The following is a 16943-nucleotide window of genomic DNA, read 5'->3' on the forward strand; positions in this document are numbered from 1 at the left end:
TCGGCAGCGGGGGCGGATTGGGACACGACTGCGCGGCCGCCGGCCGGCCACCGCCGGCCAGCGAGAGGGCGACGAGAAAGGCAAGGCAAAGGATCCGCGTTCCGTGCGGGCGGAATACCGTCATGCTCAAACTGCCCTCCATGTGCCGCGCGCCTGTGAGCGTCGAGAATCCGCTCCAGCATCCTGCCGGCCAAGCTGGAATGGGTATGCAGCAACTTCAAGGCCGGAGCGATGACGCAGGCGTGAGTTCCGGCGTGCCGCATCTGCGATGCCGAGCCTGCCCCGCCGCCGGGCCGCGTTGCCCGACAACGGCGAACGGCGCCCTCCGCGACGCAAGAGGTTCAGTATCGGCTTCGACGGTGCCGAGCAGGAGCAGCCGGTGGAGCGGCCACGCCGCGCCAGGCGCATGGCGGAAGCTCGGCATGATCGCGGCCCGGCTGTGCGAGCATCGGCATGCACGTATGCCGATGACGACCGCCGCCCGCATCGAGGAAGCGCGACGAAAGCGACCCCAGCATCGCGCGCCAAACCCGGAACGGCATTCCAGGGCGTCGCCGCGCGGGCGACGGCTCCGTCCCGGCGAACAACGGCGTCGCCGGGACGATCGGTCGTCCCGGATCAGGCCGCGACCGCCGTGGCGGGCGATATGAGGCCGAGGCCGCGGGTCTTCAGCCGGTCGAGGATTTCCGCTTTCACCTGCGGATGGATGAACGGGCAGGATTCGATCAGGCGAACCGGGTCGACCAGCGGATTGGTCGGCCGATCAGGTCCGATCAGATCCTCCAGATAGGAGCCCGCCGGGCACAGCACCGGCTCTGCGTCGTCGACGCCCATCGAGCTCCAATAGTCCTGGAACTTGAAGCCGTCACCCTTCTGGCGATCGCCGAACTTGATCCAGACGCCTGGCACGCCAAGCGAGTGCGCCGCGATCAGGCCGTGCAGCGAACTCGACACGATGCGCCGGCACGAGAGGATCTGGTCGACCACCTCCTCGATGCCGCCCATGATGTCGATCACGCGCACGCTGGCGCCCTTGCGGCTCGTGGGCAGCACGACCTCGTCATCCTTGTCCTTGAAATGCGGGATGATGCCGTAGTCGTAGGTCGGCGTGACGTCGGGATGGTAGAGCAGCGGATAGAGCAGGGTGGGGTCGCCATAGATTTCCGGGCAGTCCACGCCCTGCTTGAGCAGCTTGGCGCGGGTGAGCGGGCCGCGCACCGCGAAGATCTTCCGCGGCGGTGTGGACACCCGGTCGTCGAAGCTGATGAAGCCGGTCCCCCAGACCATCTCCGTCGGCGAAACGCTGGCGAGGCTGGATCCGATGACGATGTAGACCTGCTTGCCCTTCATCTTGGGCTTTTCGCTGGGATTGAAGACGTTCTTCCGGCTTATCAGATGCGCCAGCTCACGATTCAGCTTGTCGCCCCAATTGTGCTTGAGCCGCCCCTTTTCCGAGAAACGCACCAGCAGCACCGTGGTTTCCGGCTTGGCGGCCTCGAGAGCCTCCGGCACGGTCGGCGCAACGGGTTCCGGTTCGGGCTCCGGCTCCGGCTCGGCCGGAGGCGGGACGACGGAGAACCTCTCGAGGATCTCCTCGACTTCCTCCTGGGACTCCAGCTTCATCCGCTCGACCATGGCGGACTTGTTCTTGCTGGTGCCTTTTTCCTGGATGTTGCTGGCGCCGTGATTGAGGAAATACAGCCCGGCGTGAAACGGGAACGGCGCGATCGGTCGGCCGAGTTCCGCGCAGATCTCGGGGTAGGAGGTATGATCGAGCAGCTTGTGCCAGATCGTCGTGCGATCATTGGTGTTCTTGGGAAGATCTTCCGTGGTCACCCAGAACGCCGCGCAAGATCCGCACTGCTTGTAGAACGACATCTTCGGCGGGCTGAAGACAGCGACATGTCCCGTCGAGGCATCGTAGAGATAGCCCTTGTCGGCATAATAGCCGAGCCGGTTGTCATCCGCGCGAATGTGCTTGCACACGTTGGGGTGCAGGAAATCGTCCGCATCGAGCGTATAGAAATAGAACCCCGTCAGCTCCGTACGGCGGAGTTGGGACAAGATGAGGCGGCGCTTCTTCTGCTTGTCGTTGCTGTATTGGCTGGGGTCGGTCGGCGGATCCCAATCGGCTTCCAGCCACACGACATTCTCGCCATACTTCCCGAGCTTCGGCTCGTCATGTCCCGCGATGGCGATGATGAAATTGTCGTCGGTCTGCTTGCTCAGGGCCGCGAGGGTAGCACGCAGGTTCGCTTCGACGATCAGCCACTGCTCCTCGCTGCGTTTTGCCTTCAGCGAAATACCGAATACAACCAGAGGAGATTCACGCTTAGCGGCCAGGCGATTGGTTTTATCAATAAAATTCTGCCTGATAATGTCGCGGTCAATTTCAGACGACTGCATCCCAACGCCCTCGTTTCGCCCATGCATCTATAAGCATGAACGCTAGAAACTAAATAGCACGTACACGCGTAGCCCGATAGTTCAACGGCTATTCTGCTGCGTCAATACATGACGCAGATACCGCCTCACGAAGCCTCCGGCACGGACGGGAGCAAATACCCCGGTCAGCCGGCATTGTCGGGAAACGCCGCGGAGATCTTGCTCCAGACGTCAACATAATAGGCGTCAATATAGTGAAAAGGCGCGGCACCCCATTGGTGCTCCTGGGCCGCGCGCTGCACCGATGCGTCGGCACTGACCACGCAAGCGTCGGGCAATGCGGCGCAGATGATGTCGTAGAGCTGGTTGAGGAACAGGTTCTGGTCATCGACTGCCGCCTCGCCGACATCGGCGCCGTAGGCCCACACCGCGCGATGGATGACGATCGGCGTATCGCCGACGGCCTTCTTGAGCTGCGCAGCCCAGAGCGGCGCCTGTTTCAGGGTTTCATCGCGCACCGACGGCGGCCGGTGGAGTTTCCAGGGCGGCGGCAACTTGCCCATGAGCGCTTCGAGGCCCTTGGAGTTGACCAGCACCGCGTCTCCCGCGCTCCAGGTACTCAGCCGCTCGTCGATCATGTCGACGATGCAGATGTCGACCTCCGCCGTCCCCAGCTGCTTGAAGGCCGATTTCGCGACGTCCGTTTCGAAGTTGCGCCGCTCGAACCCCGACAGGTCGGCGGGGTCGCCATAGGACAACTTGGCCGGCGAGTGGGCGAGGGCCGAGCGCACCGTGCCGCGGGCGAGGTATTTCTTCACCTGCACCGTGTCGCCCGCCGCAATGCGAATCATATCGCGGCTGACGCAGGTGCCGAGAATGGCGACGCTCTTGATGCGGGTACTCCCGGGAATGGCTGCGACCGTCAAGACGGCGTCCCCAGAAAGCCGGCCATACGGTTTTGCAGCGAGGTCACATGGCAGTTCTGCGCCACGAAATCACGTCCGGCCCGCGCATAGTGCATGTAGAGCACCGGATCGCTCCAGATCTTGCGGATGGTCTCGCCCACTTCCATCGGCTCGCAATAGATCGCCGCGTCGTGGAACGTCTCGCGGAACACCGGCGGCAGCACCGCAGGCACGCCGCGCGCCATCGCCTCGGCGACGTTGCGGCCGAACTCCTCGATATATTGCGTGTGCGGGAAGTGGACGAGGAAATCCAGCGAATCGATGAAGTCGAGCACCGGGATGCTGTCGAACTCCATCACTTCCCAGTTGGCCGGCACGCCGCTCAGCAGCCGCTCCGGCGTATTGGCGCCGCCCAGGAGGCGCACCGTCACCTCGGAATCCACCATATAGGCGGCCGACAGCAGCCCGACATTCTGCGGCCACTTGGTCCAGTGGTCGCGGGCATGGCGGCCGATGACCGGCGGCCGATCGGGCGCCTCGTGCGGCGGCGGGTCGCGCAGCGGCATGTTGATCGGCGGCAGCCAATCGATTTCCGTCATCTTGAGGCCGCTGTCCTGCTCCTCCAGATGCCGCCGCACCAGCGTGGAGATCGGTGCCCATTGAGGGTGGATGCCGAAGAGCTGGCGGAAATTGCGCTCGGCCAGCAGCGGCTCGTAGAAGGAGTTCTGCCCGCCCTGCACCTGATAGGGCAGCTGGTTCACCAGGATCACCCCGTGCTTGGCGGCGATCTTCGGGAAGCGGTCAAGCATGTACTTCATCACCGGCGGGTGATGCAGGATGAGCAGCTCGCACTCCGCTTCCTCCTCGCAGGTGATGATGTCCACTTGCGGGTGCTGGTTGCGGTCGCGATAGGCCGCGTCGATGTCCGGCAGCAGGCGCAGGTCGCCGCGCGGCCAGTGGAACAGGCCGACCCGGCGGCCCGCCGCCACGGCGGCGTCGATATAGCCGAGATTGCAGCCGCGCGTACCGCCGAGCAGCGACAGGTCCGATACCAGGATCATGTCGTATTTCGGCTCCGGCCGCATGTGATAGGGCAGGAGCAGCTGGGGCGACGCGAAGGGTTCCTTCTTGCTCAGGCGCTCGCCGGGGACGACGCCTTCGGCCTCCCACTTCTTCGTCATGTACGCGACCTGGCGGTCATATTCGTGGCGCACGCCGAAGGTGAGGCTGAGCAGGCTGGTCTCGCCCTGCTCGGTCAGCGATTCCGGGCGGACGAGGAAGAACGACATCGGCGTGCTGGGCAGCGCGTCGACCAGGCGCTCGGCGCCGAACTTGGCGCGCAGGCGGGCCACCATCTCGGCGTCGGCATTGGCGCGCACGCCGTCCCAGACGCCGACCTGATCGAGGTCGGCGCGCCGCACCAGTAGCGACGGATAGCTGCGATGCACCGTCTCGAGGTTGCGACGGCTCGGGCGGATGCCGAAGCGCAGGTCCGGCGTCACGCGGCACATCATCGAGAAGGTCGCCTTGACCTCCTCGGGGTCGCGCTCGAGGAACGGCTTCATCTGCGCCGCCAGCATCTCCGGATGCGACCAGTCATCACTGTCATGGACGGTGATGAACTCGCCGGTGGCGTAGCCGAGCGCGTTGTTGCGGGTGATGTAGGCGCCCTGGTTCTCGCTGTTGCGGAAGATGCGCACCCGGTCGTCCAGGGCGGCGAAATGCTGCATCCGCTCCCAGGTGCCGTCCGGGCTGCAATCCTCGACGATGATCAGCTCGAGATTGCGCCAGGTCTGGCCGAGGATCGATTCCACCGCGAGATGAAGATGCTCCTCGGCGCCATAGGCGGCCATGAGCACGCTCACCTTGGGACCGTCGGTGATCCAGCGGTCGGTCGCGTCGCAGCGCAGGCTGTTGATGTTCAGCTCTTCCTTGTCGAGGTCGACGAGGAGCGGCACCAGCCCATCCTGCTCGAACATGGCGTTGAAGGCCGCGAGCCGCTGCGCGCTCATCTCCTTCAGCCGCTCGGGATGGTTGATCGCGCGCAGATAGGCGACATTAGTGCCCATCAGCCGGTAGTCGTTATCGTCCGGCCGCCCCTTCATCGCGTCCTCGACGCGCTTGGCGGCGGTGTCGAGATCACCGGTCTGGAGCAGGGCGTTGATTTCGACGAGGCGGAAGGTCTTCCGGCGCGCAAACGGCTTGGAAAGCGCGCGCACCTCGGTGAGGAGCTCGACCACCTGCGGGAAGTCGCCCTTCACGGAGAACCAGCGCGACAATTCCCAGCACGCCCGCACCCGGGCCTCGGGATGGGAGAGGCGCGACTTGGCAACGCGCAGCAGGCCTTCCTGCGCCACCTGCGAGTAGCCGCCCCACAGCGCCCGTTCGAGATGCGAAATCTCGTTGTCGATCGCCTTGAGGTCCTTCGAGGAGATGCTGGGAGCCGGCGCCGAGGCGGGTGCCGGGGCGGGCGCAGCGCTGGCCGTCACCGGCGTGGCCGTGCCGGGCGCCGGGGCGCCCGCGCTGAAGAGCGGCAGCACCGTGGCGCCCATGGCAGGCACGGCGGCGGGGGGCGCGCCGAGCGCTTCGGCCGCGAAGTCGCCGGGCTCGCGCAACGTCGCAATGTCGGCGATGCGGACATTGTCGTGACGGAAGCTGTTCTCGTGATCGCCTTCCTTGACGATGGTCGGCAGCGCGAGGCGCAGGGCCACCCGCGGGGACCGGATCACGAAATCCAGATGCAGCGTGTCGCCGATGGTTCCGTTGATCTTCGTCGAGGCGATCTCGTCATAGACATCCTTGAAGATGTCCTGATCTTCCGGGCGCAGGAGAATTTCGTGCCCGACGACCTGGGCGGGAATCTCGATATTGTTGGCGACGGGCAGCACGGTGCCGAGCAGCCGGCCGCCCTTTTCACGCCGCACGATTTCGATCGTGTCGATGATGCCGCCCGTCTCGCCGTCGGCGGCACCGAGCACGAAGGCCACCGAGAGCGGAAAGCGACGGTCTTCCCGCACCACGGGTATCTCCGCTTCCAGGCGGAGATACCCGTTGCTCTGAACGCCGAGCACACGCACGCCGGGCGCGACGACATTCCCGCCCGGACCGGTAAGGGGTATGGACACGAAGGAATAGGCAGCCCTGGTCGAGCCTTGCCGCAGCACGATCGACCATCCGCCCCCCATGAAAGCACGGGACCCAGAAACCAGTGCTCCCTCGAGAACGGGATCTGCCAGATTCGTCTTCATGTCCACCCTTCTACTGCCGCGGGATCAGCCCTTCACGCTGCGACGTCGGCCGCCGCAACGGCGACGGCGCTGGCCAGCGGCGGCGCGACATAGCTGAACACCGTGTTGCTATTGATATCGCGGAACTCGTTCGGCGGAATCCGCCAACGATCGAGGTCCGAATCCGAGAAGCGGGCGGCGAAGTTGAAGCGCGGGTTGTTCTGCTGCCGCAGCGTGGCCAGCGCGCGCGGGAAGTCCGCGGCCCCGAACAGGCGGTAGCGATCGGCGCGGCCGAAACGCTTGGCCCGCTCGGCCTCGTCGAGCATCAGATCGCCACCCTCGTCGGTCCGCATGCCGCGCACGGTCACGGTGAACAGGTGGATGCCGTTCGGCTTGAGCAGGCCGTCGAGCTTGGAAATCACCTCGAAGGGACGCAGCGACGCGACTTCCAGCAGGTTGTTGTGCAGGATGATGTCGTACTTGTCGTTGGTGCCTTCCAGCAGCGCGTCGAGATCCGCATAGGCCTCGCACTCGACGAAATCGACAGCCGCGCCGATGGTCTTGGCGCGGTAACCCTTGCCATAGGTCTTGCTCAACAACCGGGCCGTGGCCCGATCGGGCATGATGTGGAGCGCCTTCTTCTTCTTGCTTTCGAAATAACCGAGGCATTTCAAGGCAAGAATTTCAGCGCGCTCTCTGGCCTTCGACTTGCACTTCTTGCACTCTTCCAGGGCGCGACCCCGGAAATCCACAAAGGTACTCGCTCCGCAAATCGGGCAAGAGAAATCAGCCACCTTCCGAACCCCCATTACTAAAAATAAAAAAGCCCATTTTGAGCAATCGCAACATGAGGCTAGCGCAGCTTCGATCCCCTTGGCAAGATCGAGGGCAAGGATTTGAACCGTGACGGATATCGTCATAATCGGCGGAGACTGACGGGGCTGTATTTGGCGCCACATCTCGCATTCAAACCGGAAAATCCGACCGCCCATCTTGCGTTGCAGCATGAGACGAGAACGGTATACAGGTAGTATTCGAGTCGCATCGGCGCCGATACGCTCCGTCTGCGGCGGAACGTCCGGGTCTTTCGCTGTCGCCGGTCCTTTTGGCGCGCGGCGCGCCGGAGGCCGGCTTAATCTCGCCGCGATGCCGTTGCTGACTGCACGCCCGCCATGCTGAAGCTGTTGAAATCGATTCCGCGCCTGCTGTTCGAAGCCGTAGTGCTGCTGGTCGTCCTGCTCGACGAGCTGGCCCGGCCGATCTATCGCCCGCTGATCGCCGCGGTGGCCCGCTGGCGGCTGATGCAGCGCTTCGAGGCCTGGGTGGCCGGGCATGGGCGCCTGACCATCCTGATCCTGCTGGCGGTGCCGCTGGTGGTGGTCGAGCCGATGAAGTTCCTGGCGGTGATCTGGGCCGCCAAGGGGCACTACGCGTCCGGCACCGTCGCGCTCGGCCTCGCCTATCTGGTCAGCTTCGTGGTGGTGGAGCGCATCTACAGCGCCGGCAAGCCCAAATTGATGACCTTCCCCTGGTTCGCCTGGGGGGTCGGGCTGATGGAGACGGTGCGCGGCGCGGCGCTGGAGGTATTGCGCGCCAGCCCGCTCTGGCAGCGGGCGACGCGGCTGGCGGCGTGGCTGCGCAGCGGCCTTGCCCGCCTGCGGGCCGGCACGCCGCGCTGACGGCGGGAAGCGTTTCCCGCCGCTCCTGATCGCGGGGAGGGCGCGGGGAGGGAAGCGCGCCCGGCCCTCACCACTTCCCGGTATTGGCCATCGACGCCCACGGCTCCTGCGCCGGCTTGGCGCCGCCCTTCTGCAGCAGCTCGATCGACACGTTGTCGGGCGAGCGGATGAACGCCATATAGCCGTCGCGCGGCGGCCGGTTGATGATGACGCCGGCGTCCATCAGCTTCTGGCAGGTGGCGTAGATGTCGTCGACCTCATAGGCGAGGTGGCCGAAATTGCGGCCTTCGCCATAGGCTTCCGGGTCCCAGTTATAGGTGAGCTCCACCTCGGCGACGCCGGCCTGGCCGGGGGCCGCGAGGAAGACCAGCGTGTAGCGCCCCTGGGGCACTTCCTTGCGGCGCACTTCCTCGAGGCCGAGCTTGTTGACGTAGAAGTCGAGCGAGGCATCGATGTCGGTGACGCGCACCATGGTGTGCAGATATTTCATGGCATCCTCGGCTGATCGGCGAATGGAACCGCCCGCGGTCCGGGCGATGGAACAGGCGGCAGCAACATATGGTCCTTGACGACGACATCAAGTCCGCGCGGGCGGCGCTCGCCGACATACTGGAGGACATGCGGGCCGGCGTCGCCTTCACCGGGGCCGGCATCTCCACCGAATGCGGCATTCCCGATTTCCGCTCGCCGGGCGGGCTGTGGACGCGCAACCGGCCGATCGACTTCGAGGCCTTCCTGTCGAGTCAGGAAATGCGCGACGAGGCCTGGCGCCGGCGCTTCGCCATGGAGGAGGCGTTCGGCGGCGCGCAGCCGGGGCGCGGCCACCGGGCACTGGCCCGGATGATCGCGCAGGGGAGTCTCGCCGCCGTCGTCACCCAGAACATCGACGGGCTGCACCAGGCCTCCGGCGTGCCGGAGGAGCGGCTCGTCGAGCTGCATGGCAACTCGACCTACGCCACCTGCCTCGCCTGCGGGCTGCGGCACGAACTGTCCTGGGTGCGGACGCGATTCGACGCGCTGGGCGGGCGCGCGCCGGACTGCCGGGAATGCGACGGGCCGGTCAAGACCGCGACGATTTCCTTCGGCCAGGCGATGCCGGGCGAGGCGATGGCGCGGGCGCGGCAGTTTACACAGGACTGCGATGTGTTTCTGGCCATCGGCTCGTCGCTGGTCGTGTATCCCGCGGCGGGATTTCCCTTGGAAGCCAAGAGGAACGGCGCGACTCTGGTGATCATCAACCGCGAGCCGACCGATCTAGACCCGGTCGCCGACCTGGTGATCCATGCCGATATCGGCGACATATTGGATGAAGTCGAATAGACACACCCGGGCTTTTTGACTCGATTGGGGTGTTTTCGTGGCGGAATCGGGTGCTATGCTCAACCCTGCTTGAATCGAGGGTAGGTGCCGAAGCCGGAGCGGTGGGGTACCGCCGCAAGTGGGGTGGGTCGATGGTGTCCGACGGATCTTCGCCACGTTATGGTCTGAACGCGCGTGGCGGGCCGGGCGGCGATCTCGACGAGGGCACGGACGCCGATGCCAACCTGATCCAGGTGGCCGGCACCATCAAGTGGTTCGACGTTTCCAAGGGCTACGGCTTCATCATTCCCGACGAGGGCGGCAGCGACATCCTCCTGCACGTCACCTGCCTGCGCCGCGGCGGTTTCCAGACCGCGCAGGAAGGCGCCCGCGTGGTCTGCGAGGTGGTGGCGCGCGAGCGCGGCTTCCAGGCGCTGCGCGTGCTGTCGATGGACGAGACCACGGCGCTGCACCATTCGCAGCTGCCGCCGGCGCGCACCCATGTCGCGGTGCAGCCGACCGGCGGCTTCGAGCGGGCCTGGGTGAAGTGGTTCAACCGTCTGAGGGGCTTCGGCTTCCTCAGCCGCGGCGAGGGCACGCCCGACATCTTCGTGCACATGGAGACGCTGCGCCGCCACGGGCTCACCGAGCTGCGTCCCGGCCAGGTGGTGCTGGTGCGCTTCGGGCCGGGCCCGAAGGGGCTGATGGCGGCCGAGGTGCGGCCGGACGGCTCCTCCATCCCGTCCTCGCACTGATCCCGGCGGCTTCTCGCCGCCGAGGGGGTGGCCGGCTTTTCCGTTCCGTGTTTCCGGCCATATCGGCGCCATGTTGCGCTGGTGCTTTCGCCCGATCTCCCCGCCAAGCAAGGGAAGGCGCCTTCTGCGCCGCCGCAGTATCATGACCGCATCGATCCGACTTTCCGCGATCCGCCTCGCAATCCTGCCGGCCGCGCTGCTGGCGCTCAGCCTCATCTGTCTCGCGCTGGCGCCGCAGATGGCTCATGCCGCCAGCTTCGAGAAGGCGACCATCGACACCCGCTCGGGCCCGGTGACCTTCGACGTCGAGATCGCGGTCACCGCCGACGAGCGTGCCAAGGGGCTGATGTACCGCACCGAGCTGGCGCCGACCGCCGGCATGCTGTTCGACTTCGCGGTGACCCAGCCGGTCTATATGTGGATGAAGAACACCTATATCCCGCTCGACATGCTGTTCATCCGCTCCGACGGCCGTATCGCCCGCATCGCCGCCGACACCACCCCGCTGTCGACCCAGACCATCGAATCCGGCGAGCCGGTGCGCGCGGTGCTGGAACTGCCGGCCGGTACCGCCAAGGCGCGCGGCATCGCGGTGGGCGACCGCATCCGGCACCGCTTCTTCACCGCCAATTGAGGCGGGCAGGGGCGGGGGGTCCTCCGTATGGTGGGCGTCGCCGACGGGGCGTCGCGGTGTCCGTCGCTCCCTCGACGCGCCGGTCGGTGGGCTCGCTTGCGCGCCAGCGCGGAGCGGGATGGGCAGGATGTGAACATCCTTCGGGAGTTTGGCGGGACTTTTGGTACGCGCCCTTGCCATCGCGGGCGTCCCTGTGCCATTCCATGTCCCGGACGGTGGAGCTTCCATCGTTGGATTTCGTTGGAACACAACGGGTTTCGGTCGGCGGGGTATAGCGCAGCCCGGTAGCGCGGAAGTTTTGGGTACTTCAGGTCGCAGGTTCGAATCCTGCTGCCCCGACCAGACCGGACACGCACCTTGGTTCGTCGCCTTCGCCGCCTTCGAGAGTCGGGGCGCGGGCCATGGGGCGCGCGGGATTTGGGAGCGCAGGTCGATGGTCGCACGCATCTACAAGCCGAGCCGCAACGCGATGCAGTCGGGCACCGCGAAGACCAAGCTGTGGGTGCTGGACTACGAGCCCGAGCAGCCCCGTCAGGTCGAGCCGCTGATGGGCTACACCAGCTCCGGCGACATGAAGAGCCAGCTGCGCCTGCGCTTCGACAGCAAGGAAGAGGCGGTGGCCTATGCCGAGCGGCACGGCATCGCCTATCAGGTGCAGGAGCCGAAGGAGGCGACCCGGCGCCGCATCGCCTATTCCGACAATTTCAGCTTCCGCCGCGTCGGGCAGTGGACGCACTGACGCCGAGCCGGGGCGTGCCGCCGGCGCGCCCTGTCCTGCCGGCCGCCGCGAACCTGATCGCCGGTCTCTTGGCCCCGTAGCTCAGCTGGATAGAGCAGCCGCCTTCTAAGCGGCAGGTCCCTGGTTCGAGCCCAGGCGGGGTCGCCATCCCTGCGATGGTTTTCGGGCCGCGCACGTCCCGCGCCTGCCGCTCTGCCTCATGCGGGCCGCGGCGGTTTCACACTCCCGCCATCCGCATGGTCTTCGCTGCCGGACCTCACCCGTGCTCGGTCGTCTCGTCGGCTGAACGATGCGGAGCCGACGCATGCGCAGAGCCTTGTTCCTTGTCGTCGTCATTGCGAGCCTGATGCTTGGCGGCGCGCTGCTCCGGCTCGGCCTGATGCTGCCGCGCCCGGCCGAGGCGATGCCAGGAAGCGAGGTCGCCGGCCATTACGACTATGCCGGCATCGTCCACGGACATTCCGGCTTTTCCGGCGACGCCTATGGCAGCTATGACGACCTCGCCGGGGCCGCCGCCGCGCAGGGCCTGCGCTTCCTCGCCCTCACCGAACACAACAATCTGAGGGCGACGCTGGAGGGCATGGAAGGCTGGCACCACGGCGTGCTGATGCTCTCCGGCGTGGAGAGCTCCCGGCCGGAAGGCTATCTGCTGGCGCTGGGCACGCGGAGCTACCAGACCGCCCGGACGGACGCGACCGATCGTTTCCTCGCCGAGGCGGCCTCGCAGGACGGCGTCGTGCTGATCGCCCATCCGGGCCGGCCGAAATGGCAATGGTCGGGGCCTGTCGATTCCCGCATCGCCGGCATGGAGATCCTCGACCTCGCCGATTGCTTCTATGCCGCGCCGTTGCTCGACAAGCTGGCGCTGGTCCTGCTGTACCCCTTCCGGCGGGAGGCGGCCTTCCTGACGGTCTACGACGCGCCGGAGGCTGGCCTGCAACGCTGGGATGCGGTCAATGCGACGCGTCCCTTCGTCGGTACCTATGGTCCCGACTTCCACCAGTCGATCGGCCTTGTCGGATCGCTCAAGCTGCACTGGCCGCCGGCCGGCGACCTCATGCGGTTCGCGCGCGACCATGTCCTTCTCGACCGGCCGCTCGCCACCGAGGCACCGGTAGCGCGCGGGCAGGTGCTCGGTGGCATCGGGCGCGGCCATCTCTATGTGTCCGTCGACCTCGTCGGCGACGCCACCGGCTTCATGTTCGCCGCCACGCGCGGATCGGCGCAGGCCTGGATGGGGGATACGCTCGCCGGCACCGGCGCGGCCCGCTTCCGGGTCGACCTGCCGCCATCGGCCGAGCGCCTGCATCCGGTGGTGAGGCTCCTGCGCGACGGCGTCGAACTGGAGCGGCAGCCCTGGCGCGGTCAGCCGGTCGAGTTCACCGGCGTGCAGGCCGGTGCCTATCGCGTCGAGGTGCGGGTCCGCGTGCCCCGGTTCTTCGGCGGCACGCGCGAGATCGTCTGGATCTACGCCAATCCGATCCATCTCGCCGTCGCCTCGTGACGCCGTGATGGCCCCGGTCGCGCCGGCTCGCGGCTCCGGAGAAACCGGATGGTTTTCTCGCATCGGCCGAAATGTCGCCGGAAGATGCTCCGGCTTGCCGCGACTGTCTCGCTTCGCCGCCGCCTAAAATGGCCGCGAAGGGTGGTGCGGGCGCCATGAGGGCGCCCCGCGCCCGCAGTGACGGAGACGACGATGCTTGACCATTCCGGCCCCACCGACAACCAGCTGCATGCCTGGGACCGGGATCACTTCTTCCATCCCTCCACCGCCATGGGCACCCATGCACGCGGCGAGACGCCGAACCGCATCGTCACCGGCGGCGAGGGGGTCTACATCGTCGACCGCGACGGACGCCGCAGCCTCGACGCCTTCGGCGGACTTTATTGCGTGAATGTCGGCTATGGCCGGAAATCCATCGCCGATGCCATCGCCGACCAGGCGCACAAGCTCGCCTATTACCACGCCTATGCCGGCCACGGCTCCGAGCCCTCCATCGAGCTCGCCAAGATGGTGATCGACCGCGCGCCGAAGGGCATGAGCCGGGTGTTCTTCGGCCTGTCGGGCTCGGATGCCAACGAGACCAACATCAAGCTCATTCGCTACGTCAACAACGTGCTCGGCCGGCCGGAGAAGAAGAAGATCATCTCGCGCTGGCGCGGCTATCACGGCTCCGGCCTGATGACCGGCAGCCTCACCGGGCTGGCCGGCTTCCACAATCTGTTCGATCTGCCGATGGGCAACATCCTGCACACCGAGGCGCCGTATTATTTCCGCCGCGCCGATCGCAGCCTCACCGAGGAGCAGCTCTCCGATTTCTGCGCCGCCAGGCTGGAGGAGATGATCCTCGCCGAAGGGCCGGACACCGTCGCCGCCTTCGTCGGCGAGCCGATGCTCGGCACCGGCGGCATCGTGCCGCCGCCGGCCGGCTACTGGCCGAAGATCCAGGCGGTGCTGAAGAAGTACGACATCCTCTTGGTGGTCGACGAGGTCATCACCGGCTTCGGGCGGCTCGGCACCATGTTCGGCTCGGATTTCTACGGGATGGAGCCGGACCTCATCACCATCGCCAAGGGCCTCACCTCGGCCTATGCGCCGCTGTCGGGCGTCATCGTCTCCGACAAGGTGTGGAAGATCCTCGTCGACGGCTCCGACACGTTCGGCCCCATCGGCCATGGCTGGACCTATTCCTCGCACCCGCTCTGCGCCGCCGCCGGCGTCGCCAACCTCAAGCTGATCGACGAGCTCGACCTCCTCGCCAATGTCCGCGAGGTCGGCCCCTATCTGCGCGCGGCGCTGGCCGACGCACTGGGCGGCCATGAGCTGGTCGGCGAGGTGCGCGGCGAGGGCATGCTCGCCGCCGTCGAGCTGGTGAAGGACAAGGACGACCGGGTGTTCTTCGAGCCTTCCAACAAGGTCAGCGTCCGCGTCGCGGCGGCGATGCTGGAGCGCGGCGTCATCGCCCGCGCCATGCCGCAGGGCGACATCATCGGCTTCGCCCCGCCGCTCTGCCTCACCCGCGAGGAGGCCGACATCGTCGTCGACGCGACCAGGCAGGCGGTGGAGACCGTCGCGGCCAGCCTTTGATCGATCCGTTGGCTAAGTAGGCGTCCCGGCTTTTGCCGGGTCGCCTAGCGTCCTAAACAGATTGGCGGGGCGGCTACCGCGCCCGCCCGACTCGTTCCCGGAGAAGCTTCATGAAGATCGGCGCCCTGTTCCCGCAATTCGAGATCGGCACCGATCCGAAGACCATCAAGGAGTTCGCCGTCGTATCCGAGGAGCTCGGCTACACGCATCTCACCGCCTTCGACCAGATCATCGGCCTCAACAAGGCGAGCCGGCCGGGCTGGACCTATGTCCATGACGCCGAGGACATGTTCCACGAGCTGTTCGTGCTGTTCGGCTACCTCGCGGCGGTGACCACGAAGATCGACTTCGTCACCGGCGTGCTGGTGCTGCCGATGCGCGGCACCGCGCTGGTTGCCAAGCAGGCGGCCGAGGTCGACCTGCTCTCCGGCGGCCGGCTGCGGCTCGGCGTCGGCGTCGGCGTGAAGCCGGAGGAGTTCGAGGCGTGCGGCGAGGAATTCGGCAATCGTGGCAGGCGGATGGACGAGCAGATTGATGTTCTGCGCAAACTCTGGTGCGCCGATCTGATCAGCTATGAGGGCAAGTATCACCGCATCGAGGATGGCGGCATCAACCCGCTGCCGGTGCAGCGGCCGATCCCGATCTGGATCGGCGGCGTGTCGGAGGCGGCGATCCGCCGGGTCGCCAAGCTCGGCGATGGCTGGCTGCCGAACTTCCAGGCCGATGACACCGGCAAGCGCGGCATCGAGGAGATGAAGGCGCAGGCGCGCGCCAATGGCCGCGACCCGGACGCCATCGGCATCGAGGCGACCATGACCATCATCGACCGCACCCCGGCCGAGCTTGCCGAGGAGGTGGAGGCGTGGCGCGCCATCGGCGCCACCCACATCACCGTCAACACCATGCCCGAGCGCTGGGTCGAGGAGGAGAAGCGCTGGAACAAGGCGGCGATCGGCGGACTTCACGATCCGCAGGCGCATATCGAGGCGATCCGCGAGTTCCGCGCCGCCCTGCCGCATCTGTTCTGACGGCCGGGCAAGGGAGAAGGCGGCATGCCGGTTTTCGCGCGCGGGGAGTATCTCGCCCGCCTCGCCCGGGTGAAGGCGCGGATGCGCGAGCGCGGCCTCGATGTGCTCGTCTGTGCCGATCCGGCGAGCATGAACTACCTCACCGGCTATGACGGCTGGTCGTTCTACGTGCACCAGTATGTCGTGGTCGGCCTCGATCGCGAGGAGCCGCTCTGGGTCGGCCGGGCGATGGACGCGCCCGGCGCCCGGCTCACCGCCTTTCTCGGCGCCGATTCGATCCGCGCCTATCCCGAGAGCCACGTCGATTCGCCGCGGCTGCACCCCGCGCAGTTCCTTGCCGGGGTGATCGCCGATCTCGGCTGGGGGCGGGCGGTGGTCGGCGTCGATCTCGACGCCTTCTACTTCACCGCCCGCGCCTATCTCGAACTCGGCAAGGCGCTGCCCGCCGCGCGGCTGGTCGATGCCGAGCTCCTGGTCGCCTGGGTCCGGCTGGTGAAGTCGGAGGCGGAGATCGAACTGATGCGCGGCGCCGCCGCCATCGTCTCCAACGCGATGACGGTCGGCATGCAGGCGGTGGCGCCGGGCGTGCGCGAATGCGACGCGGTGGCGGAGATCACCGCCGCGCAGTTCCGCGGCAGTGCCGGCTTCTGGGGCGACTATCCCGCCGCGCTCGCCAATGTGCCGCATGGCGAGAAGACCGCCGCGCCGCACCTCACCTGGACCGGCGAGCGCTACAAGCACGGCGAGGTCGCCTATCTCGAGCTCGGCGGCTGCCACGCCCGCTACCATGCGGCGCTGGCGCGCACGCTCTACATGGGCACGCCGCCGGCCGCGCTGCTCGACGTGGTGAAGGTGGTGGCCGAGGGCATGGAGGTGGCGCTCGACGCCGCTCGTGCCGGAACCACCGCCCATGAGGTGGCGAGCGTCTGGAATCGCGTCATCGCCCGCGCTGGCTATGAAAAGCCCTCGCGCATCGGCTATTCCATCGGTCTCAACTACCCGCCGGACTGGGGCGAGCGCACGCTCAGCCTGCGCGAGGGCGAGCATGCGGTTCTGGAAGAAAACATGTGCTTCCACATGATCCTTGGCATGTGGATGGACGATTGGGGCTATGAGCTCAGCGAGACCTTTCGCATCACCGCCTCCGGCGCGCCGGAGGTGCTGACGGATTTTCCGCGCGAACTGGTGATCAAGCCCTGACGGG

The 16943-nt window shown here is 66.6% G+C and carries 14 protein-coding genes and 2 tRNA genes; 11 read left to right on the forward strand and 5 right to left on the reverse strand.

The features are described 5' to 3' along the window. Positions 1-618: 618 nt before the first annotated feature. The 4 genes from KHC28_RS17320 to KHC28_RS17335 all read right to left on the reverse strand — a co-directional run bounded on the left by KHC28_RS17320 (position 619) and on the right by KHC28_RS17335 (position 7269). Entirely contained in the window at positions 619-2406 is a 1788-nt protein-coding gene (locus KHC28_RS17320) for a polysaccharide pyruvyl transferase family protein (protein WP_214009585.1), read from the reverse strand. A 164-nt stretch (positions 2407-2570) separates the two neighbouring features. Then, complete coding sequence (locus KHC28_RS17325; RefSeq protein WP_214009586.1) at positions 2571-3311, reverse strand: DUF6270 domain-containing protein; 741 nt, start codon at positions 3309-3311, stop codon at positions 2571-2573. After that, positions 3308-6310, reverse strand: a complete 3003-nt coding sequence (locus tag KHC28_RS27480) for a glycosyltransferase (protein WP_214009587.1) — start codon at positions 6308-6310, stop codon at positions 3308-3310. Before KHC28_RS27480 ends, KHC28_RS17325 begins: the two co-directional genes overlap by 4 nt. A 260-nt stretch (positions 6311-6570) precedes the next feature. Continuing rightward, positions 6571-7269, reverse strand: coding sequence for a hypothetical protein (locus KHC28_RS17335; RefSeq protein WP_214009588.1), 699 nt, complete (start codon positions 7267-7269; stop codon positions 6571-6573). A gap of 420 nt (positions 7270-7689) precedes the next feature. Here KHC28_RS17335 and KHC28_RS17340 point away from each other — a divergent pair, with 420 nt between their 5' ends. Next, complete coding sequence (locus KHC28_RS17340; RefSeq protein WP_214009589.1) at positions 7690-8196, forward strand: hypothetical protein; 507 nt, start codon at positions 7690-7692, stop codon at positions 8194-8196. Between the two features lie 67 nt (positions 8197-8263). Here the strand turns inward: KHC28_RS17340 and KHC28_RS17345 are convergent, their stop codons facing one another. Beyond that, positions 8264-8686 (reverse strand): VOC family protein, encoded by a 423-nt coding sequence (locus tag KHC28_RS17345; protein WP_214009590.1) that lies wholly within the window; start codon positions 8684-8686, stop codon positions 8264-8266. Positions 8687-8754: 68 nt separating this feature from the next. On the opposite strand from KHC28_RS17345, the gene KHC28_RS17350 reads away from it, so the two are divergent. The 10 genes from KHC28_RS17350 to KHC28_RS17395 all read left to right on the forward strand — a co-directional run bounded on the left by KHC28_RS17350 (position 8755) and on the right by KHC28_RS17395 (position 16939). Continuing rightward, a complete protein-coding gene (locus KHC28_RS17350; RefSeq protein WP_214009591.1) occupies positions 8755-9516 on the forward strand; it encodes an SIR2 family NAD-dependent protein deacylase in 762 nt (253 codons plus the stop codon). A gap of 131 nt (positions 9517-9647) precedes the next feature. Next, complete coding sequence (locus tag KHC28_RS17355) at positions 9648-10250, forward strand: cold-shock protein (RefSeq protein ID WP_214009592.1); 603 nt, start codon at positions 9648-9650, stop codon at positions 10248-10250. A 142-nt stretch (positions 10251-10392) separates the two neighbouring features. Further along, a complete protein-coding gene (locus KHC28_RS17360; protein WP_214009593.1) occupies positions 10393-10884 on the forward strand; it encodes a DUF192 domain-containing protein in 492 nt (163 codons plus the stop codon). Positions 10885-11149: 265 nt separating this feature from the next. Then, a tRNA-Pro gene (locus KHC28_RS17365) sits at positions 11150-11226 on the forward strand. Positions 11227-11317: 91 nt separating this feature from the next. Then, positions 11318-11623 carry an ETC complex I subunit gene (locus KHC28_RS17370; protein WP_214009594.1) on the forward strand — a complete coding sequence of 102 codons (306 nt, stop codon included), beginning with the start codon at positions 11318-11320 and terminating at the stop codon, positions 11621-11623. 70 nt (positions 11624-11693) lie between these two features. Continuing rightward, positions 11694-11770 (forward strand) — tRNA-Arg (locus KHC28_RS17375). Positions 11771-11927: 157 nt separating this feature from the next. Then, positions 11928-13127: a CehA/McbA family metallohydrolase domain-containing protein gene (locus KHC28_RS17380; RefSeq protein ID WP_214009595.1), complete on the forward strand. Its 1200-nt coding sequence runs from the start codon at positions 11928-11930 to the stop codon at positions 13125-13127. 192 nt (positions 13128-13319) lie between these two features. Next, entirely contained in the window at positions 13320-14711 is a 1392-nt protein-coding gene (locus tag KHC28_RS17385; protein WP_214009596.1) for an aspartate aminotransferase family protein, read from the forward strand. 110 nt (positions 14712-14821) lie between these two features. After that, on the forward strand, positions 14822-15739 hold the full coding sequence (locus KHC28_RS17390) for an LLM class F420-dependent oxidoreductase (protein WP_214009597.1): 918 nt from the start codon (positions 14822-14824) through the stop codon (positions 15737-15739). 24 nt (positions 15740-15763) lie between these two features. Further along, entirely contained in the window at positions 15764-16939 is a 1176-nt protein-coding gene (locus KHC28_RS17395; RefSeq protein ID WP_214009598.1) for a M24 family metallopeptidase, read from the forward strand. The last annotated feature ends 4 nt before the right edge of the window (positions 16940-16943 follow it).

The sequence above is a fragment of the Ancylobacter sonchi genome (assembly GCF_018390695.1).
Classification (GTDB): Bacteria; Pseudomonadota; Alphaproteobacteria; order Rhizobiales; family Xanthobacteraceae; genus Ancylobacter; species Ancylobacter sonchi.

Bases quoted from the DNA above. Each gene is read 5' to 3' on its own strand.
- KHC28_RS17380 (WP_214009595.1), top strand. From the start codon at position 11,928: ATGCGCAGAGCCTTGTTCCTTGTCGTCGTCATTGCGAGCCTGATGCTT.
- KHC28_RS17345 (WP_214009590.1), bottom strand. From the start codon at position 8,686: ATGAAATATCTGCACACCATGGTGCGCGTCACCGACATCGATGCCTCG.
- KHC28_RS17320 (WP_214009585.1), bottom strand. From the start codon at position 2,406: ATGCAGTCGTCTGAAATTGACCGCGACATTATCAGGCAGAATTTTATT.
- KHC28_RS17350 (WP_214009591.1), top strand. From the start codon at position 8,755: ATGGTCCTTGACGACGACATCAAGTCCGCGCGGGCGGCGCTCGCCGAC.
- KHC28_RS17395 (WP_214009598.1), top strand. From the start codon at position 15,764: ATGCCGGTTTTCGCGCGCGGGGAGTATCTCGCCCGCCTCGCCCGGGTG.
- KHC28_RS17360 (WP_214009593.1), top strand. From the start codon at position 10,393: ATGACCGCATCGATCCGACTTTCCGCGATCCGCCTCGCAATCCTGCCG.
- KHC28_RS17385 (WP_214009596.1), top strand. From the start codon at position 13,320: ATGCTTGACCATTCCGGCCCCACCGACAACCAGCTGCATGCCTGGGAC.
- KHC28_RS17370 (WP_214009594.1), top strand. From the start codon at position 11,318: ATGGTCGCACGCATCTACAAGCCGAGCCGCAACGCGATGCAGTCGGGC.
- KHC28_RS17390 (WP_214009597.1), top strand. From the start codon at position 14,822: ATGAAGATCGGCGCCCTGTTCCCGCAATTCGAGATCGGCACCGATCCG.
- KHC28_RS17340 (WP_214009589.1), top strand. From the start codon at position 7,690: ATGCTGAAGCTGTTGAAATCGATTCCGCGCCTGCTGTTCGAAGCCGTA.
- KHC28_RS17355 (WP_214009592.1), top strand. From the start codon at position 9,648: ATGGTGTCCGACGGATCTTCGCCACGTTATGGTCTGAACGCGCGTGGC.